This window comes from Actinosynnema sp. NPDC002837 (assembly GCF_040295345.1).
Classification (GTDB): domain Bacteria; phylum Actinomycetota; class Actinomycetes; order Mycobacteriales; family Pseudonocardiaceae; genus Actinosynnema.
Map to the genome: position 1 here is coordinate 52,901 of NZ_JBEOVG010000038.1, position 25,539 is coordinate 78,439.

Sequence of the window (25,539 nt, forward strand, 5' to 3'; positions counted from 1 at the left end):
TGGGCAGGCTGAACAACGAGTTGTGAACACCGGCGGCGGCGATCTAGGCCGGGTCGTCGGAGTCGGCGAAGTCGCGCAGGACCATCGCGGTCAGCGCCTCGACGTCGGCGTCGACCATCGGCACGCCGGTCATGCCCATCCGGTGCAGCAGGGTCCCGACGACGACGTCGATGAAGAGCAGGACCCGGTCCTCCGGCAGCCCCAGCGCGTCCACGAGCACGGCGAGGTACGGGGCCTGCAACCGCGTCGACAGGACCTCGCGCAGGGTCGGATCGCTGATGGCGTCCACGAACACGCCCGCGAACGCCGCGGCGACCCCCGGCTCGCCGATCTTCGCCGCGGCCAACCGGATGGCCGAGGACAGGATCTCGGCCCGGTCCTCGCTCTCCGGCCGCAGCGGGCCGAACGTGTCGAGGATGCAGTCCACGATCAGGGCGCCCTTCGACTCCCACCGGCGGTAGAGCGTCGTCTTCGCGACCCCCGCCGCCGCCGCGATGCGGTCCATCGTCGCGCCCGCGTAGCCGAGCTCGTGGATCGTGCCCAGCGTCGCGGCGAAGACCACCGCGTCGATGCCGGCGCGCGGACGACCGGGCGGCCTGCCGGACGGGGTCGCTGGGGTCATGACCCCACGATAGCCAATTGCGCTACGATCGGTATCGATACCATCGGTAGCGAAACTACGGTGGTCGAGGAGGAGACATGGACGACGTCACCGGCGTCGAACGCCCCTCGCCGGGGGTCCGACTGCTGCACGCCCTGCGGAAGGAGCAGGACTGGTCCGCGATGACGACGGAGGAGCTGATCGCCTTCCGCGAGGTGGAGAACCGCAAGCGGGCGTCCCGCCTGCTCCGGGTGGTCACCGGGTGGCCCGCGCGCGGCGCCGGGATCCGGTGGCGGGAGGTGGCGTTGCCCGACCGGGAGGTCCGGGTCCGGGTGTACCGGCCGTCACCGGACCGCGGCGGGGACGACGACCTGCCACTCGTGCTGCACGTGCACGGCGGCGGGTTCGTCGGCACGGCGGCGCAGAGCGACTGGGTGAACAGCCACCTCGCCGCGCGGCTGCCCGCGGTGGTCGTCTCGGTCGAGCACCGGCTCCTCGATCCGGGGACCCCGCTGCCGGCGGCCGTCGACGACGGTTGGGACGTGCTGCGGCACGTGGTGCGGCACGCCGGGGAGTGGGGGATCGACCCGGCGCGCACCGCGGTCTTCGGGGAGAGCAACGGCGGGCTGATCGCCGCGCTGGTCGCGATCCGGGCCAGGGAAGCCGGGCTGCCCCTCCAGGCGCAGGTGTTGGTCAACCCCGCGCTCGACCTGACCGAGGCGGGGTTCGACCACCCGTCGATGACCCGGCACGCGCACAGCCCGACGCTGACCCTGCCGCACCTGCGGCTGTACCGGCGACTGGCCGTTCCGCCGGGAACGGATGCCCGTCCGCTGTCGCCGCTGCGCGCGGACGACCTGAGCGGGCTGGCCCCCGCGCTCGTCGTGGTGCCGACCGTCGACCCGCTGGCCGACCACGGCCGCCGTTACGCCGAACGGCTGCGGGAGGCGGGGACGCCCGCACGGCTCACCGAGCACCCCGGGGCGACGCACGGGTTCCTCAGCATGCCGGGCGTGGTGCGGCAGGCGAAACCCGCGCGGGCGGAGGTCGCCGGGTTCCTCCGGGACCGCCTGGTGACCGGGTCGACGAAGGTGGGGGACCGATGACCGCCGCCGAGGTGTCCGCGGCACCGGGCGTCGACCCGGCGAGACCGAGCCTGGCGGTGCTGCTGCGCCCTCACCGGTGGGCCTTCGCCGCCGTCGTCGTGCTCCAGGTGGTCGGCGCGGTCGCGGGGCTGGCGCCGTTGCTGGCGGTGGTCGAACTGGGCCGTGCGCTGCTGTCGCCCGCCCCGGTCGACCACGGCCACGTGTGGTTCGTCGTGGTCGCGGGCGCGGTCGGGCTGTTCGTGCGGCTGCTGTTCACCTCCGCGTCGGCCGCCGTGGGGCACCTCCTCGACGGCCGGGTGCAGCTGTCGTTCCGGCGGGCGCTGGCCGATCGGCTGGGGCACGCGCCGATCGGCTGGTTCGCCCACCGCCGGACCGGCGAGCTGGCGAAGGTCGTGGGGGAGGACGTGAGCGCGGTGCACCCGGTCATCGCCCACGCACCCGGTGAGCTCGTGTCCGCGTTCGTGGTGCCGCTGGTGTCGTTGGTCTACCTGGTCACCGTCGACTGGCGGCTCACGCTGATCACGTTGGCGCCGGTGGTGCTCGCGGTGGCGCTGGTCCCGCTGATGATGACGCCGGCCCGGCTGCGCGAGCAGGAGGAGTTCGACGGCGCCATGGGGCGGATCGCGAGCTCGGTGGTCGAGTTCGTGCGGGGCATCGCCGTGGTGAAGGCGTTCGGCGGTGGCGAGCGCGCGCACCGCCGGTTCCGCACGGCGGTGGACGACTTCGTCGGCGCCTTCAACCGGTGGGTGCACGGCATGGCCGGGCCCGCCGCCGGGATGCAGCTGGCGCTGTCGCCGCCGTTCGTGCTGCTGGTCGTGCTGGTCGGCGGGGCGGTCCTGATCACGTCCGGCGGCCTGGCGCCGGCCGACCTGCTGCCGTTCGTGCTGCTCGGGCTCGGCCTGACGGCTCCGGTGGCGGCCCTCGGTCACGGTTTCGACGACCTCCAGGCCGCACGGCGCGCGCTCGACCGGATCCGGGACGTGCTGGCGGTGCGACCGCTGCCGGAGCCCGCGCACCCGGTCGCGCCGCGCGGGCACCGGGTGGAGCTGCGCGACGTCCGCTTCGGCTACGAGCCGGGGCACGAGGTGCTGCGCGGGATCGACCTGGTGCTCGAACCGGGCACGACCACCGCGGTCGTCGGCCCCTCGGGCAGCGGCAAGTCCACGCTGGTCCAGCTGTTGCCGCGGTTCTTCGACCCGACCGGGGGCGCGGTCGTGCTCGGCGGCGTCGACCTGCGCGACCTCGACGGCCGCGAGCTCTACCGGACGGTGTCGTTCGTCTTCCAGTCCACGTCCCTGCTGCGCGCGTCGGTCGCGGACAACATCGCGCTGGCCGTGCCGCACGCCGATCGCGACGACGTGGTCCGCGCCGCCCGGCTGGCCGACATCCACGAGCGGATCCTCGAACTGCCGCGCGGGTACGAGTCGGTGATCGGCGAGGACGCCGGGCTGTCGGGCGGCGAGGCGCAGCGGATCTCGCTGGCCCGCGCGCTGCTCGCCGACGCGCCCGTGCTGGTGCTGGACGAGGCGACCGCCTTCGCCGACCCGCGGACCGAACAGGCGGTGCGCCGGGCCCTGGCGGCGTCGGCGGGCGATCGGACGACCCTCGTGATCGCCCACCGCCTGGAGACGATCGCCGACGCCGACACCGTCGTGGTGCTGGAGGACGGTGCGATCGTGGAGCGCGGCGCACCCGCCGAACTGCTGGCGCGCAACGGGAAGTTCGCCGCGTTCTGGCACTCGCACCGAGCGGCGACGGCCGACGGAACCCCCGCCCGGGAAGGAAGCGAACCCCGATGATCCGGATGTTGCTGCGGGTGCTCGGGAACGAGTACGCCCGGCCGGTGCGCCGCACCGTCACCCTGATGACGGTCACCGCGATGGCCGAAGGCCTGTCCTACGCCCTGCTGGTCCCCGTGCTGAGGGCGCTGCTCGGGCCCGCACCGGGGGACGTCCGGCCGTCGTTGGTCGCGTTCGGCGCCGCCGTCGCGGTCTACGCGGTGCTGCGCTACCGCAGCGACCTGTCCGGGTTCCGCGCCGGGACCACGTTGCTGCGCGGCATGTACCACCGGCTCGGCGACCACCTCGCCCGGCTGCCCGTCGGCTGGTACGACGGCCGCCGGGTCGGGGAGCTGTCCGTCCTGGCCGGCACCGGGGTGTTGCAGGCCATGGGTGTGATCGCGCACCTGCTGGCGCCGTTCGTCTCCGCCGCCGTGACGCCGCTGACGATCGTGTTGGTGATGCTCGGCTTCGACTGGCGGTTGGGGTTGGCCGCGTTGGCCGCCGCACCGGTCGTGGCGGCGGTGCAGTCCTGGACGGGGCGCTCGGCGGCCGCCACCGACGCCGAGCGCGCCGAACGCGACCACGAGGCCGCCGGGCGGGTCATCGAGTACCTCCAGGCGCAGCCGGTACTGCGGGCCGGCGGCCGGACCGCCGAGCGCTTCCGGTCGCTGGACGACTCGCTGCGGGACGTCCGGCGCGCGTCACGCCGCTCCGTGCGGTCCGCGCTGCCCGGCGCGGTGGGCCTGGCGCTGGCGGTGCAGGCGATGTTCACCGTGGTGCTCGTCCTGGGCGCGTACCTCGCGCTCGGCGGGCACATCGGCGCGGCCGAGGTCGTCGCAATCCTGGTGCTGGCCGCCCGGTGCGCGGTTCCGCTGCTGTCGCTGTCGGACATCGGCGGCAAGCTGCGCGGCGCGCGTTTCGAGCTGGCGCGGCTCGACGAGGTGCTGCGCACCGAGCCGCTGCCACGACCGCGTGAGCCGGTCCGGCCGCGGCACCACGGGCTGGAACTCGACTCCGCCACCTTCCGGCACGGCGACCGCACGGTGGTCGACGACGTGTCGTTGACCGTGCCGGAGGGGCAGCGGCTCGCCGTGGTCGGACCGTCGGGCGCGGGCAAGAGCACGCTGCTCCAGCTGCTCGCGCGGTTCTACGACGTGGACGCGGGCGCGGTGCGCGTGGGCGGCGTGGACGTGCGTGCCGTCGACACCGAGGAGCTGATGGCCCGGATCGCGTTCGTGTTCCAGGACGTCTACCTCTTCGACGGCACGATCGAGGAGAACGTGCGCCTCGGCCGTCCCGACGCGAGTGCCGCCGAGGTGCGGCAGGCAGCGGCGGCGGCGCGGTTGGACGAGGTGGTCGAGTGGCTGCCCGGCGGGTGGGCGACGAACGTCGGCGAGGGCGGCGCGCGGCTCTCGGGCGGTGAGCGCCAGCGCGTCTCGATCGCGCGGGCGCTGCTGAAGGACGCGCCGATCGTGCTGCTGGACGAGGTGACCTCCGCCCTCGACCCGGTGAACGAAGCGGCCGTCCACGACGGCGTCGAGCGCCTGATGGCCGGCCGCACGGTGGTGATGGTGGCGCACCGGATGCGGACCGTCCGACGGGCCGACCGGGTCGTCTTCCTCGACGGCGGCCGGATCGTGGAGGAGGGCTCCCACGAAGAGCTGCTGCGCCTCGGTGGCCGCTACGCCGACTTCTGGCACCTGTCGGAGGCGACGCCGGTCTCGTGAGACGTCCGGTCAGGCCGGGGGCGGCGCGGTGCTGGAGCGGACCACCAGGCGGGTCGGGACCAGGGTGGTGCCGGGCTTGGTGCGGTGGTGGTGCACCTGGCGCAGGACGCGTTCGACGCAGCGGCGGCCCACCTCGGTGAAGTCCTGGTGCACCGTGGTCAGGGGCGGGATGAAGGAGGTGGTGTCGGTGATGTCGTCGAAACCGACGACGCTGATGTCGCGCGGCACCACCTTCCCCTTCTCGTGGAACGCGCGCAGCAGGCCGAGGGCCATCTGGTCGTTCGCCGCGAACACCGCCGTGCAGCCGGGCTCGTCGGCCAGCGCCAGCCCCGCCCGGTAGCCGGAGTCGGCCGACCAGTCGCCCCGCGACATCGCGGGCACGGGCAGGCCCGCTTCGGTCAGGGTGGCGCGCCACGCCTCGGCGCGGCGTTCGGCGGCGTAGGAGTCCTCGGGGCCGGCGACGTGCCAGACCGTGCGGTGGCCGAGGTCGAGCAGGTGGCGCACGGCCTGGCGGGTGCCGTCGGCCTGGTCGGTGTCCACCACGGTGTAGCGGTCGCCGCCGTTGGAGTCGACGATCACGGCCGGGATGCCGAGCGGGAGCGTCATCGTGGCCGCGTCGAGGAGGTGGACCTCCATGATCACGATGACCGCGTCGACGGCCAGCTCGCCGAGCCGGGTGAACGCGCCGAGCACGCCGTCCTGGGTCGGCACCGCCACGGGGATCAACGTGATGGCGTAACCCTCGTGCGCGGCGTGGTCCACTATGGCCTCCAGGGTGCGGCTGTTGCCGACCGTGGAGAGGGTGAACAGGATGACGCCGATGGTGCGGAACTCGCCGTACTTCAGCGCGCGGGCCGCGCTGTTGGGCCGGTAGCCCAGGCGCCGCATGGCGTCCAGCACCTGCTCGCGCGTGGAGCCGACGACGCTGGGGTGCCCGTTGGACACCCGCGACACCGTCTGCGCCGACACACCGGCCAGCCGGGCGACGTCGGCCATGGACACCCGGCGGGCGGGCGCGCGCCGCACGGGGGGCTGCCCGGACGACCCGGACGCGGATTCCGCGGTCACGTCGGGGCTCCTTTCCACCGGCAGCGTCGACGCCGTGTGGCGCGTCGCCACTATAGCCGGTGCAGAACGCTACTTGTTTGCGTAAACATCGATCACGCCTCGGTGTGGCCGAGCAGCGGTCCCGGCACGAAGCGGGCCGTGGGGGTGGTCAGGGCCGCGAGTTCGAGGACGACCAGCTCGTTGTCCCCGGCGCGCAGCACCGGGCCGGGCACGTACAGGGTGCGCTGAGGGCCGCGTGACCAGTACCGGCCCAGGCAGAAGCCGTTGACCCACACCAGACCACGACCCCAGCCGTCGGTGTCCAGGTGGAGGTCGGCGGGCCGGTCGAGGTCGAACCGGGCGCGCAGGAACACCGGACCCGGCACCGCCGCCGGCACGGGTGTGGCGCCCTCCCGATCGGTCCACGCCGCCGGCGGCGCGTCGAGGGCGAGCGGGAGCACGTCCCACCCGGTCAGGGGACGGCCGTCGAGGGTCGCGCCGCCGATGAGGCCCTTGGGCTCGCCGAGGCGCGGCCCGTAGTTGACCCGGCCGTGGTCCTCGACCAGGACGGCCAGCTCACCGGCCGCGCGGGGCAGGCCGAGGGCGCGTTGGTGGTGCTCGCGCAGCAGCGTCCCGACCGGTCGGCCGGCCAGGAACACCGAGGCGTGGTCGCGCACCTCGCCGAAGCACAGCACGGCGGGGTCCGAGGCGTCGACCCGCGTGGTCGCCAGCGCCAGCCGCGGCGCGCCGTCCAGGTCGTCGAGCGCGGGCACGGTGTCGTGGCGCTGCCAGGCGGTCGACCGCTTCGCCAGGTCCAGCAGGGGCACGGGATCGGTCAACGCCACCGTGAACCGCGGCGTCGGCCGTGCGGCGGGCGGCGGTTCGCCGGGCACGTCGTGGTGGCGCGCGATGACCTCGCGGAACGCGTGGTACTTGGCGGTGGGGTTGCCTGCCTCGTCCAGCGGGGCGTCGTAGTCGTAGGAGGTGATGGTCGGCTGGTAGGTGCCCTTGTCGTTGGCGCCGCTGGTGAAGCCGAAGTTGGTGCCGCCGTGGAACATGTAGACGTTGACCGAGGCGCCGGCGGAGAGCAGCGCGTCGAGCTCGGCGGCGCTGTCCGCGGCCGAGGTGGTGTGGTGGTGGCTGCCCCAGTGGTCGAACCAGCCGTTCCAGAACTCCGCGCACATCAGCGGCCCGGTCGGCTGGTGACGGCGCAGCGCGGCCAGCCGCTCGACCGCGCGCGAGCCGAAGGACGCGGTCCGGTGCAGGCCCTCCAGGCTGCCCGCCGCCAGCATCTCGTCGGTCGGCTGGTCGATCGTGGTCAGCGGCACGGTGATGCCGGCGTCGCGGGTGTGCTCCGCCAGGGTCTTGAGGTAGGTCTTGTCGTCGCCGAACGCGCCGTACTCGTTCTCGATCTGCACGAGGATGACGGGGCCGCCGTGCTGGACCTGGAGCGGGGCGACGACCTCGTAGACGCGGTCGAGGTAGGCCTTGACGGCGGCCAGGTAACGGGGTTCGGCGCGGCGGACGCCCACCTCGGGGTCGCGGAACAGCCAGGCGGGCAGGCCGCCGTTGTCCCACTCGGCGCAGATGTAGGGGCCGGGGCGGACGATCGCGTGCATGCCGGCGTCGGCGACCAGGCGCAGGAACCGGCCGAGGTCGAGCCCGCCGGTGAGGTCGAAGGCGTCCGGCGCGGGCGCGTGCGCGTTCCAGGCGACGTAGGTCTCGATGGTGTTCAAACCCATGCGCCGGGCCTTGTCGATGCGGTCGGCCCACTGGTCGGGGTGCACGCGGAAGTAGTGCAGGGCCCCGGACAGGATGCGGAACGGCCTGCCGTCGAGCAGGAAGTCGCGCTCGCCGATGCTGAAGTCGGGCACGGGGATCGGGTGTTCCTTCCGGGTGTGGCGCCGGGTGCGGCGCGGGTGCGCGGTGGCGGGACGGCCGGTCGGGGGCCGTCCCGCCGTCGGGTCAGCCGTTGACGGTGAAGCCCTGTTGGTTGCCGTACTCGACGAGCGCCTTCTGCCAGTCCACCAGACCGGGGTCGAGGCCGGTGGCGTCGGTGTAGGACTTGCCGACGGTGTCGTTGAAGACGGTGTTGGCGTAGAGCTGGTAGGGCAGGTAGCTCCAGCCCGGCAGGACCTGGCCGGCGGCGGCGGTCAGGACCTGGTTGATCTGCTGCCCGCCGAAGTAGGGCGAGGCCTTGTCCTTGAAGGCGGCGGAGTCGAGGTCGGCCTTCGTGGCGGGGAAGCCGCCGCTCTCCAGGAACGGCTTGACGCCGTTGCCGTTGTTGAGCCAGCGCACGAAGGCCGCCGCGAGCGCGGGCTTGGCGCTCTGCTTGAGCACCGACTGCGTGCTGCCGCCGTTCTCCGCGGTCACCGGCGTGCCGCCGTCGTAGGTCGGCAGCGGGGCGACGGCCCACTTGCCCGCGCCGCCCGGCACCGAGGACTCCAGCACACCGGGCATCCACGCGCCGGTCGCCAGCGTGGCGATAGTGCCGTCACCCAGCGCCTTGTACCACGCGTCGGTCCAGCCGGGGATGGTGGAGACCAGCTTCTCCTCGACGAGCTGGTCCCACGCGGCGGTCCACTTCTTCGCGCCCTCGTCCTGGAGGTCGATCTTCACGGACTTGCCGTCGGTGCGGAACGGCTTGCCGCCCGCCTGCCAGATCATGCTGGTCGCGAAGCCCGCGTCACCGGTGTCGTTGGTGATGTACTTGGTCGGGTCGGCGGCGTGCAGCTTCCTGGCCGCGTCGACGTACTCGTCCCACGTCTTGGGCACGGCGATGCCGTGCTGGTCGAAGAGCGCCTTGTTGTAGAACAGGGCCATGGGGCCGGAGTCCTGGGGCAGGCCGAACAGGCCGCCGCCGACCTTGACCGAGTTCCACGTCGAGGGGGTGTAGTCGCCCTCGAAGGCCTGGAAGCCGTACTGGCCGAGGTCGACCAGCGAGCCGGTCAGCGCGAACTGGGGGAGCGCCTGGTACTCGACCTGGGCGACGTCGGGTGCGCCGGAGCCTGCCTTGATGGCGTTCTGGAGCTTGGTGTAGTGGTCGTTGCCGGTGCCGGCGTTGACGTAGTTGACCTTGACGTTGGGGTGCTCCTGCTGGAAGGCCTCGACCTGCGCCTTGGCGGACGGGGTCCAGCTCCAGTAGGTGATCTCGCCGCCGTCGCGCAGGGCGGCGTCGACCGCGTCCTGGGTGCCGGTCGCGCCGCCCGGCGTCGTGCCGCCGCCGTCGCCGGAGGAGCAGGCGGAGAGCGCGGTGGCGAGGGCGGTGGCCAGGACTATGGCCACCCGGCTGCGCCTGGTGGGTGACATCGTGGGGGTCCTTTCGCGGCGGTGGGAGAGGGTTACTGCTTGACGCTGCCCGCGGTCAAACCTGACTGCCAGAAGCGTTGGAGCAGCAGGAACGCGATGACGAGCGGGACGATGGTGATGACCGAGCCGGTGATCACGAGGTGGTAGATCGGCTGCGCGCCGACACCGGAGGCCTGGGCGCTCCACTGGTTCAGCCCCACCGTGAGCGGGTACCAGTCGGGTTCGCTGAGCATGATCAGCGGCAGGAAGTAGTTGTTCCACGTCGACACCACCGCGAACAGCGCGACCGTCACCACGCCCGGCGCGAGCAGGCGCAGGGTGACGGTGAAGAAGATCCGCAGCTCGCCCGCGCCGTCGATGCGGGCGGCCTCCAGCAGCTCGTCGGGCACGGCCTCGGTGGTGTAGGTCCACACCAGGTACAGGCCGAACGGGCTGACCAGCGACGGGATGATGATCGCCCACGGCGTGTTGGTCAGGCCCAGGTTGCTGAACATCAGGAACGTCGGCACGGCCAGCGCGGTGCCGGGGATCGCGATCGCGCCGAGCAGCACGGCGAACACGGCGCGCCGGCCGCGGAAGCGGTACTGGGCCAGGCCGTAGCCGGCCGCGGTGGCCAACGCGGTCGCGCCGCCCGCGCCCACGACGACGTAGAGCAGCGTGTTGCCCAGCCAGCGCAGGAAGATCCCGTTGTCGTGGGTGAACGTCTGCCCGATGTTGTCGAACAGCGCGAACGTGCCGCCGAACGCCAGCCTGGACGTGGAGAGCAGGTCCTGCTGGGTCTTGGTGGCGCTGATCAGCAGCCACGCCAGCGGCACCAGCGTGTAGACCAGGTACACCGCCATGACCGTGGTCAGCAGGCGGGACTTGCGGGGTCGGAGCGGGGACAGGGCCACGGTCCTCACGCACCCTTCCGCGTGCCGCGCAGCTGCACGACGTAGGCGATGATCGCGGTGATGACGCCCATGACGATCGCCACCGTGGCCGAGTAGTTGTACTGCTGGCCGCCGAAGGACAACGTGTAGGCGTACATGTTCGGCGTGTAGTACGTGCTGATCGCGTTGGGCGCCAACGCCCGCAGGATGTTCGGCTCGTTGAACAGCTGGAAGCTGCCGATGATCGAGAAGATCGTCGCGATCATCACCGCGCCCCGGATCGCGGGCAGCTTCACGCTCGCGATCGTGCGGAACGCGCCCGCGCCGTCGATGGCGGCGGCCTCGTACAGGTCGTGCGGCACGACTTTGAGCGCCGAGTAGAGGATCAGCATGTTGTAGCCGACGAACTCCCACGTCACGATGTTGCCGATCGACAACAGGATCCAGTCGCCCGACAGCGGCAGGACGACCTTGTCGCCCAGCAACCCGTTGAGGTCCGCGGCGAGGCCGAAGCTGTCGCCGTAGATGAAGCCCCACATCAGCGTCGCCACGACGGCCGGCACCGCGTAGGGCAGGAACACCACGATCCGGAAGAACCCCGCCGCGTGCAGCCGGGCGCTGTCGATCGCCAACGCCGCCACCAGCGCCAGGCCGAGCATGATCGGCACCTGGACGACCAGGAACAGCAGCACCCGCAGGAACGACTCCCAGAACTTCCCGTCCCGGAGCACCGCCGTGTAGTTGTCCAGCCCCACGAACTCCGTGCCGCCGAAGAACACCTGCTCGCGGAACAGGCTCAACCACACCGCGTAGACGATCGGCGCCAGGAACACCAACGCGAACACGGCCAGGAACGGCGCGACGAACAGCCAACCCTTCCGGTCGACGCGCAGGCGGCCGGCGTTCCGCGCCGGGCGTGCCGGTGGCGCCTCGACCGGCGCCGAGATGGACGTCATCGTCTCTCCTGTTGACCGCGGCGAAGATGTTTACGCAAACATTTGGCGGCCGACGCTAGCTCGTCGACTCGGGCCTGTCCAGGGGGCCGTGCGGCTCCGCGGTGGGTGCGGGGTCCCGGCCGATCCTCTTGACAGCCTGTCGCCGGGGTCACAGACTGGCGCGGCCGCCGCTCATGTTTGCGCAAACATGACGTGTTCCGCAAGGTCCCCTCCACCCGGCACCACTCAAGAGGAGATCAACGATGAACTCTTCGCCCACCCGACGCCTCTCGCGCGTCGCGGCGGCGGTCGGCTGCGCCTTGGGCGTGGCCGGGCTGCTGACCGCGACGGCCTCGCCCGCCAGTGCGGACACCAGCCAGTTCAAGGGGGTCAACTGGGCCGACCCGCGCGACAACTACGCCGCCGACGAGGTCGTGCCCTCGGGGTTGTCCAAATCGGACGACTACGCCACCACCCACGCCAAGGCGACGGCGGTCATCGGGCAGTTCCAGGCCAAGCTCGGCGCCAACACCGTGCGGCTGCCGGTGAACCCGGCCACGGTCAACGGCCCCTTCTGGAACTCCTACACCGGCGCGATCGACGCCGCCGCGGCCAAGGGGTTCAAGGTCGTCCTGGGCTACTGGGAGTCCCCGACGGCCAAGGACGGCCGCATCGACGACACCGCCGCGTTCAACACCATGTGGAACCGGATCACCGCGAAGTACGCGGCCGACGCCGCGGTGTACTTCGAGCCGATGAACGAGCCGTTCGGCTACAGCAGCCAGGAGTGGCGCGACGTCGCCGCGAACTGGTTGACCGCCCGGCCGTCCGTGCCGCGCGGCCGGGTGTTCATCGGCGGCACGGGCTACAGCGAGGACGTCAAGCCGGTGTGCGCGGACAGCCGGCTCGACGGCACGTACCTCGCGCTGCACCAGTACGGTTTCTGGCACAAGGACTGGACCAGCCCGCAGCAGTGGGCCGACGACCTCCGGGCGCGTATCGGCACCTGCGCCTCGCGCACCGTGCTGGACGAGTTCGGCGCCGAGATGACCTCGGGCCTGGACTACAACGGTCCGGTCAACGGCTCCTACGAGGTCGCCTACCTCCAGGCCGCGACCGACACCCTGCGCTCGCTGCGCATGGGCTCGGTGTACTGGCCGGGCCTGCGCACCGGTGACAGCTACTCCCTGACCACCCTGAGCGGCAGCGGCGCCAACCTCACCCTGAACGTCACCAACCCCAGCGGCGCCGACCGGCTGCGGTGGGCGTGGGGCGGCGGTACCACCACGCCGACCGACGGCGTGCTGCGCGGGGCCGGGTCCAACCGGTGCCTCGACGTTCCGGGCGCGAGCCGGACCAACGGCACGGCGCCGACGCTCTGGGACTGCAACGGGGGCGCCAACCAGCGGTGGGCCCACACCGCCGCCCAGGAGCTGCGCGTCTACGGCGCCAAGTGCCTCGACGCCGAGGGCGGTGGCGGCACCGAGGCCCGGTTGATCATCTGGGACTGCCACGGCGGCGCGAACCAGAAGTGGACCCTGCACTCGAACGGCACGGTGACCAACAACCAGTCCGGCCTGTGCCTCGACGTGACCGGTGAGGCCACCGCGAACGGCAGCGCGGTCGGGTTCTGGCACTGCAACGGCAAGCCGAACCAGGTCTGGCGGCGTAGTTGAGGGCACGACCGGGTTCCCGCCGACGCGGGAACCCGGTCGCCCGTCAGGCCAGTCGGAAGTCCGCGACCCGGATCGGCGACGGCGTGGTGCCCGACGAGGCCTGCTGGTACTGCACGGACAGGACGCCGTCGACCGCGACCCGCGACGCGTCGACGTTGACCTCGCCGAACGCGTTCATCGCCGGCCGGTCGAAGAGCAGGGTCCAGTCGGTCCACCCACTCGCCTCGCTCGCCGCCACGATCCGGCCGCGCGGCATCACCAGGTAGGCGTTGTCGGCGTGGTCGAAGACCAGTTTCGTGCGCTGGGTGCTGCGGGGCGGCACGGGCACCTCGCGCTTGGTCCACGTGTCTCCCGAGCGGGTGAGGTGGAAGGTGCGCGCGTACCGCGCCCGCTGCGCGGCGTAGTCCGACACGCACCGGGTGAACCGCTCCGGCACGTAGCTGATCACCACGTGCGGCGTGCCGGTCGAGTCGACGGCCTGGCTCTCCTGGTTCATGAGCGCGTGGTCCGGGCCGAGGTGGTCGACGAGGACGCCGGGGGAGGAGACGGCCACGCGCTCCCCGCCGGTCGTGCCCACGACGGCGCCCGCGCCGGTGCGCCAGGTGCGGCCCCGGTCGTCGCTGCGGACGTAACCGGTGTCGTGGTTGGTCAGGCCGCCGGGCGCGCACAGCACGCCGGGATCGTCCTCGCGCCACGTGAAGGCGGCGTGCAGGCGTCCGTGCCGGTCGTAGTCCAGCCCGTGCAGGTACATGTTGCGCCTCGTGGACACGACACCGCTCGGCCCGGTGTACTCGCCGGTCGCCGAACTCCAGGCGCCCAGCCGTCGCCAGGTCCCGCGGTCGTACTCGGCGAGCTCGTTGACGCCGTTCCCGGACCTGCCGGTGCGGTAGCTCAGCTGGAGGGCCCCTTCCGGGGTCACCACGAACTGGGGGTAGCTCAGGTCGCCCGGGTCGACGCCGTCCAAAGTCCGTTGCACCGCGCCGAACACCGTCGCGTCCCAGGAGGTCGTGAGCGGTCGCGTGACGAGGCCCGGGATCGACTTCACGTAGAAGACGGGGTTGTCGTGCGTGTCCATCGCGACGTGCAGCGTCCCGTCCTGCGGGGAGATGCCGAGCGAGATCACGTTGTGCGAGTCGTCCACGCTCAGCCGGTGCGGCAGCACGACCTTCTCCCACGCGCCGCCGAGCGGCCTGCGCGCCACGACGGCGTGGCGGCTGCCGGTGTACCAGGTCGCGTACTGGTGACCGGCGAAGGTGACGATCGCGTCCCGCTGGAAGGAGTTGTTGTTGACCACGCCGTCGTAGGACACGAAGAACAGCGCGGCCGGGTCCAGCAAGGTGTCGGACACCAAGGTCGCTTTCGGTGCGAGCGCTCGCCCGGTGTCCGACACCATCGCCGTCCCTCTCGTCGGTTCGCCGTACCGGTCAGCTCGTGCGCGGGGTCCGGTCCACGACCGTCCACCGCTGGTTCGACCCCGAGTTGGGCACGTACACGCCCACCCTGGTGCCGACGCCCGTGCCCTGGCCGACCACGTCGAAGAGCCGGCCGGTGGCGGCGTTGACGAACGTGTAGCTGCCGTCGCCCGTGGTCGACATGATCCACTGGGCGGCCGGGTCGGTCTGCGCGCCCGGTTCGAGCACGAGGCTGCCGCCCCGGTCGGCCAGGCGCTTGCCGCTGTCGTGCCGCACCGCGTAGCGCTCGCGGTTGCCGGTGCCCGCGGTCACCGGCTCGATGCGCCACCGCGCGGTCGCGTCGGCCTGGTCGGCGGCGCCGAGCACGACCGAGTTCCCGTCGGCGGAGGGCACCAGCGCCTTGCCGCTCTGCACGCCGTTCAGCGTGTAGCTGTGACCGGGCTGCACCAGCGCCGCGTCGGACGCCACGCCGCGCACGCCGTCGACCACGAAGGTGGTAACCGACTTGGCGGGCACGGTGAGCGTCGCCGAGCGGTCCGCGACCCGCACCGCCTTGCCCCGCACCAGTCCGCCGGCGACGTCGCTGACGACCGGCGTCACCGAGGCGTTCGCGTGGACCGCGCCGAAGCGCGACAGGTCGAGCGTGACGGCGCGCGGCTCGGTGGTGTTGTTGATGTGGACGACCGTGGCGGACGAGCCGTCGGCGGACACCGCGGCCAGGCTGGACGTGTTGTCCACCTTGATGACGTGGTCACCCGGTCGCACGAAGTGGGTGAAGTTGCGGATGGTGTGGAACTTGGTGTTCGTGCGGATCGGGCACGTCACGGGCGTGGCGTCGGCCGGGCAGTCGAACGGGACCTGGATCGCGCCCCAGTTCTTGCCGGCCGCGGCCTGCGGGTTGTAGTCCTCGATCGCCTGCCACAGCAACCACGCGGACGGTTCCAGCTCGCGCATGTCGTTGACGATCCGCTCGGCGATGCCCAGTCCCGGCTCCATGCTGGTGAAGCTCTGGCCGGTGCCCCAGGTGCCGTCCACCTCGCTCATCCACAGCGGCTTGTCGGCGCCCTTGGCGATGTCGCGCGCGGACGTGCGGTGGCCGGTGCCGTAGGTGTGCACGTTGAGCTGGTCGACGGCGGCCTTGCCCTCGGCGCCGTAGGCGTTCCAGTTGGTGCGGAAGATGGTGGGGCTGGTCTCGTCCATGGCGGACAGTCGGGCGTCGAGCGCCGAGTCGTCCAGTGCCCGGCGGAGGGCGAGGACCACGCTCTGCTGGAGGGCCGGGCCCGCGTGGGCGCCCTCCTGCCTGCCCCCGGTCGGCTGACCGTCCGGACCGAGCTGGGTGCCCCAGTAAGGCGTGTTCGGCTCGTTGAGGGGATCGATGGTGTCGAACCGGATGCCGTGGGTCCGCTCGAGGTGCTCGGAGACCCGGACCAGGTAGGTGGCGAAGTCGTCCACCCGGTCGGCGCGGATCTGGTCGGCGGAGGGGTCGAACCCGCCGGAGACGTACCCGCTGACGGTCTGGAACCACGGCGGCGAGTTGCTGAACGCCTCCCAGTGGCTGACCTCGTCCTTGATCCGGTCGATCCACCAGCGCTGGTTGGCGTCGGCCGAGAGGTCCCAGTGGGCCGGGTCGTCGGGGTTCCACCAGTCCACGTCCTCGCGGGTGGTGCCCTCCGGCGCCCGCCAGAAGCCCTCCATCGTCGCGCCGGCCTTCATGTAGTCGTCGCGCACGTCGGGCGCGTTGCCGCCGCCGATGTTGTAGCGGGCGATGTTGAGCCGCAGGCCGTCGTCGCCGTAGAGCAGGTTGGCGAGGCGGTTGCGGATCGCGTCGGGGTAGCCGCCGGTGGCGTTGGCGAACCAGACGAGGCTCGTGCCCCAGCCCTCGAACGCGGGCTGCTGGTAGGACGGGTCCGGCCGCACGGTGACCGCGGCGGTCGCGTCCTGCGCGCCGGCGGTCGACGGGTACGTCACCGCCAGGGTCGCGACCACCGCGGTGGCCAGGCCGGCGGCGGCCAGCCTCGACCGGGAACGGCGGGGTGTTCGGCGAGGGTTCATCGTCGTTGATCTCCTCTGCGGTGTCCGGGCCTGGCCGGTGGTGGAGCGGGAGAGCAAGAGCAAGTCGGTGCCGGGACGAGCATGTGCGATCGTTTAAGTCGAGTCAAGCACTATTTGATCGTTTACGATCGTTTTGTTCGGGTCTGAGACCGAAGGAGTCGAAGTGGTCGCGGTGCTGTGCGTTGGCGAGACCATGGCCGTGTTCACCCCCGCCGAAGCGGGGCCTCCCGAGGACGTGCGCGCCTGGACGCGGGGCACCGGCGGCGCGGAGTCCAACGTGGCCTGCGCGCTGGCCGCGCTCGGCGTCCCCGTCGGCTGGGTGAGCGCGGTGGGCGACGACCCGTTCGGTCGGGCGGTCGTCGCGTCCGTGGCGGGTGCGGGCGTGGACGTCTCGCGCGTGGTGGTCGACCCGACCCGGCCCACCGGCCTGTACATCAAGGAAGCGGGCCGGACCGGCAGCGCCGTGCGCTACTACCGCGCGGGCTCGGCGGCGTCCGCGCTCGGGCCGGAGCTGGTCGACCGGCTGGACCTGGGCGCGGTGTCGTTCGTGCACCTGACCGGCATCACGGCCGCGCTGTCGCCGTCGTGCCTGGCGCTGGTGCACGCCCTGCTGGACCACCCCGGCGTCACGACGTCGTTCGACGTGAACTGGCGACCGGCGCTGTGGGGTCCGTCCGGGCCGGACGTGCTGCGCTCCCTGGCCGCGAAGGCGGACCTCGTCCTGGTCGGGGACGACGAGGCCGAGGCGCTGTGGGGCGTGTCCGAGCCGGCCGCGGTCCGCGAGGTGCTGCCCGAACCCGGCGCCGTGGTGGTCAAGCAGGGCGCGACCGGCGCGTCCGTGCTGGCGGCGGGCGCGGAGCCGGTGTTCGAGCCCGCGCTGGAGGTGGACGTCGTGGAACCGGTCGGCGCGGGCGACGCCTTCGCCGCGGGTTTCCTGGCGGGCCGCTTGGCAGGCGCTCCACCGGCGCGCTGCCTGCGCTCCGGTCACCTCGCCGCGGCCGGGGCGCTGTGCACGATGTCCGACGTCGCCGTGCCGCTGCCACCGGCCGACGTGGCACGGCTGCTCGTCGCCGATCCGGCCACGTGGGCCGCCGCACGCGTCAGCGCGGCGGGTGTGCGGTAGGCCGGGTGCGGTAGGTCGCGTTGGTGCGGTTGGCGTGCGGTGATCCCTCGCCGGGGTGGTCACCGCACGCCTCAGCACGGCCTGCGTGCCGTGAACCGGGCGGGTCGATGCAGTTGGCGTGCGGCCGGCGTGCGGTGATCAGCGCAGTGCGTCCGCGCGTGCGCCGGTCGAGGCGCGTTCACGCAGTTCGGAGCTGAGGACGACCCGGCGCACCGGCCGGTCGGGGCCTTGGGCCAGGCGTTCGAGCGCCAAGTGCACGGCGGTGCTGCCCACGGCGTACTTGGGCGGGCGCATGGCGGTCAGCGGCGGGTGGGCGAACCTGGCCACCTCGTCGTCGTAGGCGACCACCGACAGGTCGGCCGGCACCCGGATGCCGCGTTCCTCGGCGCGCTGCACCAACGACACCGCCTCGCGGTCGGAGTGCACGACCAGCGCGGTGGCCCCGTGCTCGGCGCACAGGTCCAGCACCCGGTCGACGTCGACCGCCCAGCCCGGCTCGTAGTAGGCGGCGACGCTGACCTCCGGCGCGGGCCGCAGCCCGAGGTCGGTCATCGCGTCGTGCCAGCCGTCGCGGACCTGGCCGGACGTGGGGCTGGTCGCGCTGATCGCCAGCCCGATGCCGCGATGCCCCTGGCCGTGCAGGTGGCGGACGGCGAGCTCCGCGCCCGCCGCGTGATCGGTGCGCACGGACTCGACGTGCTGCCGGTACGGGCCGGACACCGCCGAGCGCTCCACCAGGACCACCGGCACGGGCAGCGCCGTCAGCCAGGCGAGGAGCTCCTCGGCCCCCGCGCCCCGGGTCGGCGGCGCGACGAGCAGCGCGTCGACCGCGCCGCTGCCCATCATCCACTCGACCTGGTGCCGCACGTCGTCGACCTGGTAGGACGCCCCGCGCAGCACGAGCCGGGCGCACTTCTCGTGCGCGGTGTCCTGCGCGCCGCGGATGACCTCGGGCCAGTAGTAGTCCAGCGACGGCACGACCATCCCGATCGCGGGCGTCGAGTCCTCGCCGGACGGCTCGGCGGGCACGTCGGCGACCAGCCTGACCCCGCCGTGCACCCGTTCCACCAGGCCCTCGGCGGCCAGGTCGTTCACGTCCCGCCGCACGGTGACCGGCGTGACGCCCATGGCCTGGGCGATGTGCGTGATCCGCACGACGCCCCGGCCCGCCAAGTGCTCCAGCAGCCACTGCCGTCGGGCGGCGGGCAGCATCGCGCCCTTGGCCTCCGCACCCGGTTTGTCCGCCATGACCGCCTGCTCGCCTCGTCGTTCTGATCGAAACTGATCGTAACAAGCAAACTGTACAGTCTTGCCCTTCCTTTGTGTCTGAGATTGACTGTTTCCGACCGTCACCTGAGTGAAACGATCCGACCGAAGGAAGGCGACGCAACGTGGAGCAGCGCTACGCGACCGCGCCGCAGCAGGTCCCGTCCATGACCACGGACGACCTGCGGCAGCACTACCTGGTCGAAGACCTGTTCGCCGACGGCGAGGTGCGCGCGGTCTACAGCCACCACGACCGGGTGGTGCTGGTGGGCGCGCTGCCGAGCGCCGGCCCGTTGCACCTGCCGGCGTTCCCGGAGCTGAAGTCGGAGCGGTTCTTCGACCGCCGCGAAGCCGGGATCGTCAACGTGGGCGGACCGGGCACGGTGACCGTCGACGGCGAGGAGCACCGGCTCGCGCCGACCGCCTGCCTGTACGTCGGCCGCGGCGTCGCAGAGGTGTCGTTCGCGTCCGACGACGCCGAGGCGCCCGCCGCCTTCTACCTGTTCTCCGCGCCCGCGCACACGGCCTACCCGACCGTGCTGGTGGAGCCGGGCGCCGGCACCGTGCGCGAGCTGGGCGACCCGCTGACCTCGAACCGCCGCACGCTCACCCAGTACATCCACGAGAACGGCGTCCGCAGCTGCCAGGTCGTGATGGGCGTGACGTCGCTGCACCCCGGCAGCATGTGGAACACCATGCCCGCGCACACCCACGAGCGCCGCATGGAGGTCTACCTCTACTTCGGCCTGCCCGAGGACGCCCGCGTCGTGCACCTGCTCGGCGAGCCGAACGAGACCCGGCACCTGGTGGTGGCCGACCGCCAGGCGGTGATCTCGCCGCCGTGGTCGGTGCACAGCGGCGTCGGCACGGCCGCGTACAGCTTCGTCTGGGCCATGGCGGGGGAGAACCAGGCGTTCGACGACATGGACCCGCACCCCGCGGCGGCGCTGCGATGACGCCGGAGGCGGCCGGCCTGCTCGACCTGACCGGCAAGACAGCCGCGGTCACCGGGGCGGCGCGCGGCATCGGGCTGGCCGTCGCACGGCTGCTGGCCGCCGCGGGCGCGGACGTGATCGGCATCAGCGCGTCCATGCCAGAGGGCGACAGCCCGGCACGGGCCGCGGTCGAGGGCGAGGGCCGGGTGTTCACCCCCGTGCGGACCGACTTCGCCGACCACGCGCAGGTGGCCGAGCTGGGTGCTCTCCTGGCCGCGCGGAAGGTGGACGTCCTGGTCAACAACGGCGGCACGATCCGCCGCGCGCCCGCCGCCGAGCACAGCGACGCCGACTTCGACCACGTGATCGACGTCAACCTGCGCGCCACCTGGACGCTGTCGCGCGACGTCGGCCGCGCGATGCTGGCCCGCGGCTCGGGCCGGATCGTCAACGTCGCGTCCATGCTGAGCTTCCAGGGCGGGATCACCGTGCCCGGGTACACGGCGTCGAAGTCCGCGGTGGCCGGCCTGACCAAGGCACTGGCCAACGAGTGGGCGCACCGCGGCGTCAACGTCAACGCCGTCGCGCCGGGCTACGTCGCCACCGACAACACCGGCGCCCTGCGCGCGGACCCGGACCGCAACCGGTCCATCCTCGACCGCATCCCCGCGGGTCGCTGGGCCGAACCGGAGGACATCGCGGGCGCGGTGCTGTTCCTGTGCTCCCGCGCGGCCGACTACGTCCACGGCGTCGTCCTCCCGGTCGACGGCGGCTGGCTGGCGCGGTAGGTGCGGTGGGTGCGGTCAGGCGGGCGGCGGGACCGACGAGCCGCGCACGCGCAGGGACGGGGTGATCACCACCCGGTGCGACGGCCGGTCCGGGTCGTGCAGCCGGGCGGCCAGCAGCGACACCGCCGCCCGGCCGATGGAGCGCCGCGCCGGGCGCACGGCGGTGAGCGCCGGCGTGAACAGCGCCGCCACCTCGTCGTCGTAGGCCACCACCGACAACCCGGACGGCACCTGCACGCCGCGCTGCTCGGCGCGCTGCACCAGGGCCATCGCCTCGGTGTCGGCGTGCACGAGCACCGCCGTGGTGCCGGTGGTGGCCAACGCGTCGAGCACCTCGTCCAGCGCGGTGTCCCACCCGGCCGTGCCGGGCGTCGGGATCGAGGTGTCCACGGTGGACCGCGGGTCGCGGCCGGTCTCGGCGCACGCGTCGAGCCAGCCTCGGTGCACGTGCGGGGAGGTCGGGCTGTTCTCGCTGGTCACCAGGCCGACCTTGCGGTGGCCCAGGGACACGAGGTGGTGCACGGCCATGGCCGCGCCCAGGGCGTGGTCGGACACCACCGACTCCACGACGGCTTGGCGCGGGCCCACCGTCGCGACGCGCTCGACGAGCACGACCGGGGTGTCGATGGTGCTCAGCCACTCGATCGTGGCCGCCGCCGACGGCGCGGTCAGGCTCGGCGCGGCGATCAGCCCGCACACGTCCTCGTGGTCCAGCAGCCGCTCCAGCTGGGGCCGGTCGTCGGCGCTCCCGTAGGACGAGCCCCGGAGCAGGATCCGCAGCCCGTTCGCGGACGCCTCCTCCTCCGCGCCGCGGACCACTTCGGGCCAGTAGTAGTCGAGCGAAGGGACCAACATGCCCGCAGCGCCGAAGTGCGCGGGCTCCGCCGGGGCCTCTAACGGCTGCGTCGCGGCCGGCAGGAGCTCGGCGGTGGGCAGCGTGGCGCCGCCGTGCACCCGGCGCAGGAGGCCCTCGCCGTCGAGGTGGGCGATGTCGCGGCGCAGCGTCACGGCGGTGACGCCCATCTTGTCGCTGAGGTCGGAGATGCGGACCATGCCGTCGCGGCGCAGCGCCTCCAGGATCGAGGCGCGCCTCTTGGCGGCGAGCGTGCGGGACTCGGTGTTCACGACGCGTCCGCCGCGGTGGCGCGTGGCGACGGCGCCGCGGCGTCGGGCCGGGGTCCTGTGGTCGGCCGGGCCGTCGCCCGCGTCCCGCCGGCCGCACCGTCCCCCATGCGCGCTTTCGTCACCGCACGTCCTCTCGTCGTTGATCGTGACCCCAATTATGTGGGCGGCCCGCCGTGACACCCCACGGCGACAGGCCGGTCCGCGCCCACGCCGTCCCCGCGCGGATGCGTGCGAAGAGCGTTCATGTGAGTCTTGACACGATCGCTCCTGCACGTATTTACTACTTAACAGGCAAAGCGATCAAAAACGAAAGTAACTGTGCACTGTTTGATCGAACGCCTTCGACGCTGAAGGACGAGTCACATGCCGCCGGAACCCCTGTTGAGGGCCGCACCACCGACCCCGGTCGCCGGGTGGACCCGCGACCAGTGGGCGGGCACGGCCGACGCCATGCTGCGCGCGGTGCGCCCCTTCGCCTCGCCGGGCCGCGCGCGGATCACCCTGCCCGGACCGGCCGGCGGCTACGGGACCGACGTGGACGGCCTGGAGGGCTTCGCCCGCACGTTCCTGCTCGCGGGTTTCCGGATCGCGGGCGAACGCGGCGCCGACCCGGACAACCTCGCCGAGTTCTACGCCGAGGGCATCGCGGCGGGCACCGACCCGTCGTCCCCGGACCGCTGGGTGCGCCTGGACGAGCACCCGCAGGCCAAGGTCGAGGCCGCCTCGCTGGCGCTCGCGCTGGACCTGACCCGCCCGTGGCTGTGGGACCGCCTGGACCCGGCCGTGCGGGAGCGGGTCGTCGCCTACCTCGCGCCCGCCGTGGGCGACCCGACCTACCCGCGCATCAACTGGGTGTGGTTCCGGCTGGTGGTGCAGGCGTTCCTGCGGTCGGTCGGCGGCCCCTGGTCGCCGGACGACGTCGAAGAGGACCTCGCCACCCACGACGGCTTCCTCCGCGAGGACGCCTGGATGGCGGACGGCCACGAGCGCGCGTTCGACCACTACGTCGGCTGGGCGCTGCACGTCTACCCGCTGCTGTGGTCGCGGATGCCCGGCGCGGCCGGCTTCGCCGAGGCCCGCCGCGACCGGGACACGGCGCTGCTCGACCGCTTCCTGCTCGACGCCGTGCGCCTGGTCGGCGCGGACGGGTCGCCGCTCGTGCAGGGCCGCAGCCTGACCTACCGCTTCGCCGCCGCCGCGCCGTTCTGGGCCGGCGCCCTCGCCGAGGTGCCGTCCACGCCGCCCGGGGTGCTGCGCCGGGCCGCGACGAGCGTCGTGCGCCACTTCGTCGACCGGGGCGCCCTCGACGAGCACGGCCTGCTGTCCCTGGGCTGGCACGGGCGGTGGCCGCGCATCGCGCAGGCGTACTCGGGTCCGGGCTCGCCGTACTGGGCGGTGAAGGGCATGCTCGGGCTGGCCCTGCCCGCCGACCACCCGGTGTGGCTGGCCGGGGAACTGCCGCTGCCGGTCGAGCGGGGCGACTACGTGCGGGCGATCAAGGCGCCGGGCTGGCTGGTCAGCGGCACGGCCGCGGACGGCGTCGTGCGAGTCGTCAACCACGGCACGGACCACGCGGTCCCCGGTGACACCAGGGGCGACTCCCCGCTCTACGCCCGCTTCGGCTACTCCACCGCGACCAGCCCGTTGCTGGACCGGGGCAGCTGGGCCGATCCGGCCGACCAGGCCGTCGTGCTGGTCGACGCCGAGGGCCGGGCGTCCCACCGGTCCGGCATGGCGGTCGGCGCCACCGAGGTGGTCGACGCGGACGGCGTCGCCGTGGGCGTCGGCTCCTCGTCCGGCGTCGTGCGCTGGCTGGAGCCCGACGAGGCGCAGCAGGGCCACGGCTCGGGCTGGTCGGGCCGCCACCACGACGCGGGCACGGTCACCGTGCACTCGTTGGTCCGCGGTCCGTGGGAAGTCCGCCTGGTCCGCGTGGACGACGTCGCCGAGGACCGCCCGCCGGTGGCCCTGCGGCTGTCCGGGTGGGCCGTCGCGGGCGCGGACGTCGACATCCGGTCCACCGAAGCGCCGTGCGTCCAGGGTGACGACGGCACGCGCTCGACGCTCACCGTCCTCGTAGGACAGACGACCGACTCGGGCGTGTCCGTGCACGAGGACGCCGGACCCCTCGGACCGGTCGCCGCGGTCCCGTGGGCCCGGTGCCCCGTCGTGCCCGGCGAGTGGTTCGCCGTCCTGCTGGAACTGGCGCGCGGCGCCGGCTCCTGGTCCGTCGAACCCGAGGTCCGGCTCGACCTCGGGCCGACGACCCGGGTCACCACCCGGTGGCCCGACGGCGCGCGCACCCGCGTCGCGCTGTCCTGACCGGCGGGCAACCCACCCGCGCTCCCCGTTCTCCCCGTGGCTCGACCAGGAAGTGAAGGACCATGCGACACCGCCATCCCCGGTGGACCGCCATCGCGGCCGCCGTCACCGCCCTCACGCTCACCGCGACCGCCTGCGGCGCCGACGAACCCGCCGACACCGGCGGCCCGGTCACGCTGACGATGAGCGCGTGGAGCATGAAGACCACGCCCGAGTTCCAGAAGCTCGCCGAGGCGTTCCAGGCGCAGAACCCGGAGGTGAAGGTCGAGTTCAAGGAGTACGACGCCACCAACTACGACACCCAGCTGACCGCGGACCTGGCCGCCGGCAGCGCGCCCGACCTGTACGTCCTGAAGAACCTCAAGAACTTCATCACCTACCAGGCGGGCGAGCAGCTGCTGGACGTCTCCGACGTCGCGGGCGGCCTCGGTGACAAGGTCAACGGCCTGGGCAACTACAAGGTGGACGGCGTGACGTACGCCGTGCCCTACCGGCAGGACTCCTGGTACCTCTACTACAACAAGGACCTCTTCACCGCGGCGGGCGTGACGCCGCCGAGCGAGACCTGGACGTGGGCGGAGTACGAGAAGGCCTCGGCGGACCTGGCGGCGGGGCTGAAGGCCGCGGGATCGCCCGCCAAGGCCGCCTACCAGCACGTCTGGCAGTCGACGGTGCAGGGCCTGGCGCTGGCCCAGACGCAGGGCGCCGACCTCGGCAGCGGTGACTACGGCTACCTCGCGCCCTACTACAAGCGCGCGCTGGAGCAGCAGCAGGCAGGCGCGCAGGTGGACTACGGCACGGCGACCACGAACACCCTGCAGTACCAGGCGCAGTTCGGCACGCAGCAGGCCGCGATGATGCTGATGGGCAGCTGGTACGTCGCGACCCTGCTCGCGCAGCAGAAGGCCGGCACCGCGCAGCCGTTCCAGTGGGGCTTCGCGCCGGCGCCGCAGGCCGACGCGGGCGCCAAGGACAAGCCGATCACCTTCGGCGACCCCACCGGCATCGGCGTCAACGCCGCGATCGACGAGAACAAGGTCGCGGCCGCCAAGAAGTTCCTGACCTTCGTCGCGGGCGAGGGCGGCGCCACGGCGCTGGCGTCCATCGGCATCACGCCCGCGACGCTGACCGACCCGGTGGTGCAGGCGTACTTCGGGGTGCAGGGCATGCCGTCCGACGAGCTGTCCCGCTTCTCGTTCACCACGCACGACACCCGTGCGGAGAACCCCGTCTCGGCGCAGACCGCCGCGTTGCAGAACATCCTGCAGGAGACCCACTCGGCGATCATGTCCGGGAGCACGCCGGTGGACGAGGCGCTGACCAAGGCGGGCGAGCGGGCCCGCAGCGAGGTCCTCGAGTCCAAGTGACCGCCCGGCGCGGGGGGGGGGGACACCGACCCGCCCCCCCCCCCCCCCCCCCCCACGCCCGACCAGCAGGTCACCCCCTTGCACCCCCCGGGAGG

The 25,539-nt window shown here is 72.8% G+C and carries 19 protein-coding genes; 9 read left to right on the top strand and 10 right to left on the bottom strand.

Annotation, left to right across the window (positions count from 1 at the left end; all coding sequences use genetic code 11):
- Positions 1 to 43 precede the first annotated feature (43 nt).
- Entirely contained in the window at positions 44 to 622 is a 579-nt protein-coding gene (locus ABTZ99_RS24510; protein ID WP_499614257.1) for a TetR family transcriptional regulator, read from the bottom strand.
- A 77-nt stretch (positions 623 to 699) separates the two neighbouring features.
- Between ABTZ99_RS24510 and ABTZ99_RS24515 the strand changes: the two genes are divergently transcribed.
- The 3 genes from ABTZ99_RS24515 to ABTZ99_RS24525 are packed head-to-tail and all read left to right on the top strand — an operon-like array spanning position 700 to position 5,215.
- The gene (locus ABTZ99_RS24515) at positions 700 to 1,707 is read left to right on the top strand and encodes an alpha/beta hydrolase (RefSeq protein WP_498779395.1); all 1,008 of its coding nucleotides are present in this window, start codon (positions 700 to 702) and stop codon (positions 1,705 to 1,707) included.
- A complete protein-coding gene (locus ABTZ99_RS24520) occupies positions 1,704 to 3,506 on the top strand; it encodes an ABC transporter ATP-binding protein (protein ID WP_498779393.1) in 1,803 nt (600 codons plus the stop codon). The genes ABTZ99_RS24515 and ABTZ99_RS24520 overlap by 4 nt, the downstream gene beginning before the upstream one ends.
- Complete coding sequence (locus ABTZ99_RS24525) at positions 3,503 to 5,215, top strand: ABC transporter ATP-binding protein (protein WP_499614260.1); 1,713 nt, start codon at positions 3,503 to 3,505, stop codon at positions 5,213 to 5,215. Before ABTZ99_RS24520 ends, ABTZ99_RS24525 begins: the two co-directional genes overlap by 4 nt.
- 9 nt (positions 5,216 to 5,224) lie before the next feature.
- Here the strand turns inward: ABTZ99_RS24525 and ABTZ99_RS24530 are convergent, their stop codons facing one another.
- The 5 genes from ABTZ99_RS24530 to ABTZ99_RS24550 form a co-directional block, all read right to left on the bottom strand.
- Positions 5,225 to 6,283 (bottom strand): LacI family DNA-binding transcriptional regulator, encoded by a 1,059-nt coding sequence (locus ABTZ99_RS24530; protein ID WP_499614263.1) that lies wholly within the window; start codon positions 6,281 to 6,283, stop codon positions 5,225 to 5,227.
- A 92-nt stretch (positions 6,284 to 6,375) separates the two neighbouring features.
- Complete coding sequence (locus ABTZ99_RS24535) at positions 6,376 to 8,136, bottom strand: glycoside hydrolase family 35 protein (RefSeq protein ID WP_499614265.1); 1,761 nt, start codon at positions 8,134 to 8,136, stop codon at positions 6,376 to 6,378.
- A gap of 91 nt (positions 8,137 to 8,227) precedes the next feature.
- A complete protein-coding gene (locus ABTZ99_RS24540; protein WP_498779388.1) occupies positions 8,228 to 9,571 on the bottom strand; it encodes an ABC transporter substrate-binding protein in 1,344 nt (447 codons plus the stop codon).
- 32 nt (positions 9,572 to 9,603) lie between these two features.
- A complete protein-coding gene (locus ABTZ99_RS24545) occupies positions 9,604 to 10,413 on the bottom strand; it encodes a carbohydrate ABC transporter permease (protein ID WP_499614285.1) in 810 nt (269 codons plus the stop codon).
- Positions 10,414 to 10,469: 56 nt separating this feature from the next.
- A complete protein-coding gene (locus ABTZ99_RS24550) occupies positions 10,470 to 11,399 on the bottom strand; it encodes a carbohydrate ABC transporter permease (RefSeq protein ID WP_499614267.1) in 930 nt (309 codons plus the stop codon).
- Between the two features lie 242 nt (positions 11,400 to 11,641).
- Between ABTZ99_RS24550 and ABTZ99_RS24555 the strand changes: the two genes are divergently transcribed.
- On the top strand, positions 11,642 to 13,054 hold the full coding sequence (locus ABTZ99_RS24555) for a ricin-type beta-trefoil lectin domain protein (protein ID WP_499614270.1): 1,413 nt from the start codon (positions 11,642 to 11,644) through the stop codon (positions 13,052 to 13,054).
- A 43-nt stretch (positions 13,055 to 13,097) separates the two neighbouring features.
- Here ABTZ99_RS24555 and ABTZ99_RS24560 read toward each other — a convergent pair whose 3' ends face one another.
- Together ABTZ99_RS24560 and ABTZ99_RS24565 are read right to left on the bottom strand one after the other, a co-directional pair.
- The gene (locus tag ABTZ99_RS24560) at positions 13,098 to 14,402 is read right to left on the bottom strand and encodes a BNR repeat-containing protein (protein WP_499614272.1); all 1,305 of its coding nucleotides are present in this window, start codon (positions 14,400 to 14,402) and stop codon (positions 13,098 to 13,100) included.
- A 76-nt stretch (positions 14,403 to 14,478) separates the two neighbouring features.
- Entirely contained in the window at positions 14,479 to 16,518 is a 2,040-nt protein-coding gene (locus ABTZ99_RS24565) for an RICIN domain-containing protein (protein ID WP_499614274.1), read from the bottom strand.
- Between the two features lie 172 nt (positions 16,519 to 16,690).
- Between ABTZ99_RS24565 and ABTZ99_RS24570 the strand changes: the two genes are divergently transcribed.
- A complete protein-coding gene (locus ABTZ99_RS24570; RefSeq protein ID WP_499614287.1) occupies positions 16,691 to 17,641 on the top strand; it encodes a sugar kinase in 951 nt (316 codons plus the stop codon).
- A gap of 138 nt (positions 17,642 to 17,779) precedes the next feature.
- Here ABTZ99_RS24570 and ABTZ99_RS24575 read toward each other — a convergent pair whose 3' ends face one another.
- Positions 17,780 to 18,889: a LacI family DNA-binding transcriptional regulator gene (locus tag ABTZ99_RS24575; RefSeq protein ID WP_499614276.1), complete on the bottom strand. Its 1,110-nt coding sequence runs from the start codon at positions 18,887 to 18,889 to the stop codon at positions 17,780 to 17,782.
- 143 nt (positions 18,890 to 19,032) lie between these two features.
- Here ABTZ99_RS24575 and kduI point away from each other — a divergent pair, with 143 nt between their 5' ends.
- Positions 19,033 to 19,863: a 5-dehydro-4-deoxy-D-glucuronate isomerase gene (kduI, locus tag ABTZ99_RS24580; protein ID WP_498779378.1), complete on the top strand. Its 831-nt coding sequence runs from the start codon at positions 19,033 to 19,035 to the stop codon at positions 19,861 to 19,863.
- A complete protein-coding gene (locus ABTZ99_RS24585) occupies positions 19,860 to 20,630 on the top strand; it encodes an SDR family oxidoreductase (protein WP_499614279.1) in 771 nt (256 codons plus the stop codon). Before kduI ends, ABTZ99_RS24585 begins: the two co-directional genes overlap by 4 nt.
- Positions 20,631 to 20,645: 15 nt before the next feature.
- On the opposite strand, the gene ABTZ99_RS24590 is transcribed toward ABTZ99_RS24585, so the two are convergent.
- Entirely contained in the window at positions 20,646 to 21,755 is a 1,110-nt protein-coding gene (locus ABTZ99_RS24590; protein WP_499614282.1) for a LacI family DNA-binding transcriptional regulator, read from the bottom strand.
- Between the two features lie 363 nt (positions 21,756 to 22,118).
- On the opposite strand from ABTZ99_RS24590, the gene ABTZ99_RS24595 reads away from it, so the two are divergent.
- Both ABTZ99_RS24595 and ABTZ99_RS24600 read left to right on the top strand, forming a co-directional pair.
- Positions 22,119 to 24,077, top strand: coding sequence for a DUF2264 domain-containing protein (locus ABTZ99_RS24595; protein WP_498779373.1), 1,959 nt, complete (start codon positions 22,119 to 22,121; stop codon positions 24,075 to 24,077).
- 62 nt (positions 24,078 to 24,139) lie between these two features.
- Entirely contained in the window at positions 24,140 to 25,444 is a 1,305-nt protein-coding gene (locus ABTZ99_RS24600) for an ABC transporter substrate-binding protein (RefSeq protein WP_498779371.1), read from the top strand.
- Positions 25,445 to 25,539 lie beyond the last annotated feature (95 nt).

What these genes read in the sequence shown, in the direction of transcription:
- ABTZ99_RS24550 (WP_499614267.1), bottom strand. Translation starts at nt 11,399, where the DNA reads ATGACGTCCATCTCGGCGCCGGTCGAGGCGCCACCGGCACGCCCGGCG.
- ABTZ99_RS24585 (WP_499614279.1), top strand. Translation starts at nt 19,860, where the DNA reads ATGACGCCGGAGGCGGCCGGCCTGCTCGACCTGACCGGCAAGACAGCC.
- ABTZ99_RS24515 (WP_498779395.1), top strand. Translation starts at nt 700, where the DNA reads ATGGACGACGTCACCGGCGTCGAACGCCCCTCGCCGGGGGTCCGACTG.
- ABTZ99_RS24555 (WP_499614270.1), top strand. Translation starts at nt 11,642, where the DNA reads ATGAACTCTTCGCCCACCCGACGCCTCTCGCGCGTCGCGGCGGCGGTC.
- ABTZ99_RS24525 (WP_499614260.1), top strand. Translation starts at nt 3,503, where the DNA reads ATGATCCGGATGTTGCTGCGGGTGCTCGGGAACGAGTACGCCCGGCCG.
- ABTZ99_RS24545 (WP_499614285.1), bottom strand. Translation starts at nt 10,413, where the DNA reads ATGGCGGTGTACCTGGTCTACACGCTGGTGCCGCTGGCGTGGCTGCTG.
- ABTZ99_RS24520 (WP_498779393.1), top strand. Translation starts at nt 1,704, where the DNA reads ATGACCGCCGCCGAGGTGTCCGCGGCACCGGGCGTCGACCCGGCGAGA.
- ABTZ99_RS24575 (WP_499614276.1), bottom strand. Translation starts at nt 18,889, where the DNA reads ATGGCGGACAAACCGGGTGCGGAGGCCAAGGGCGCGATGCTGCCCGCC.
- ABTZ99_RS24510 (WP_499614257.1), bottom strand. Translation starts at nt 622, where the DNA reads ATGACCCCAGCGACCCCGTCCGGCAGGCCGCCCGGTCGTCCGCGCGCC.
- ABTZ99_RS24600 (WP_498779371.1), top strand. Translation starts at nt 24,140, where the DNA reads ATGCGACACCGCCATCCCCGGTGGACCGCCATCGCGGCCGCCGTCACC.
- ABTZ99_RS24540 (WP_498779388.1), bottom strand. Translation starts at nt 9,571, where the DNA reads ATGTCACCCACCAGGCGCAGCCGGGTGGCCATAGTCCTGGCCACCGCC.
- ABTZ99_RS24595 (WP_498779373.1), top strand. Translation starts at nt 22,119, where the DNA reads ATGCCGCCGGAACCCCTGTTGAGGGCCGCACCACCGACCCCGGTCGCC.
- ABTZ99_RS24565 (WP_499614274.1), bottom strand. Translation starts at nt 16,518, where the DNA reads ATGAACCCTCGCCGAACACCCCGCCGTTCCCGGTCGAGGCTGGCCGCC.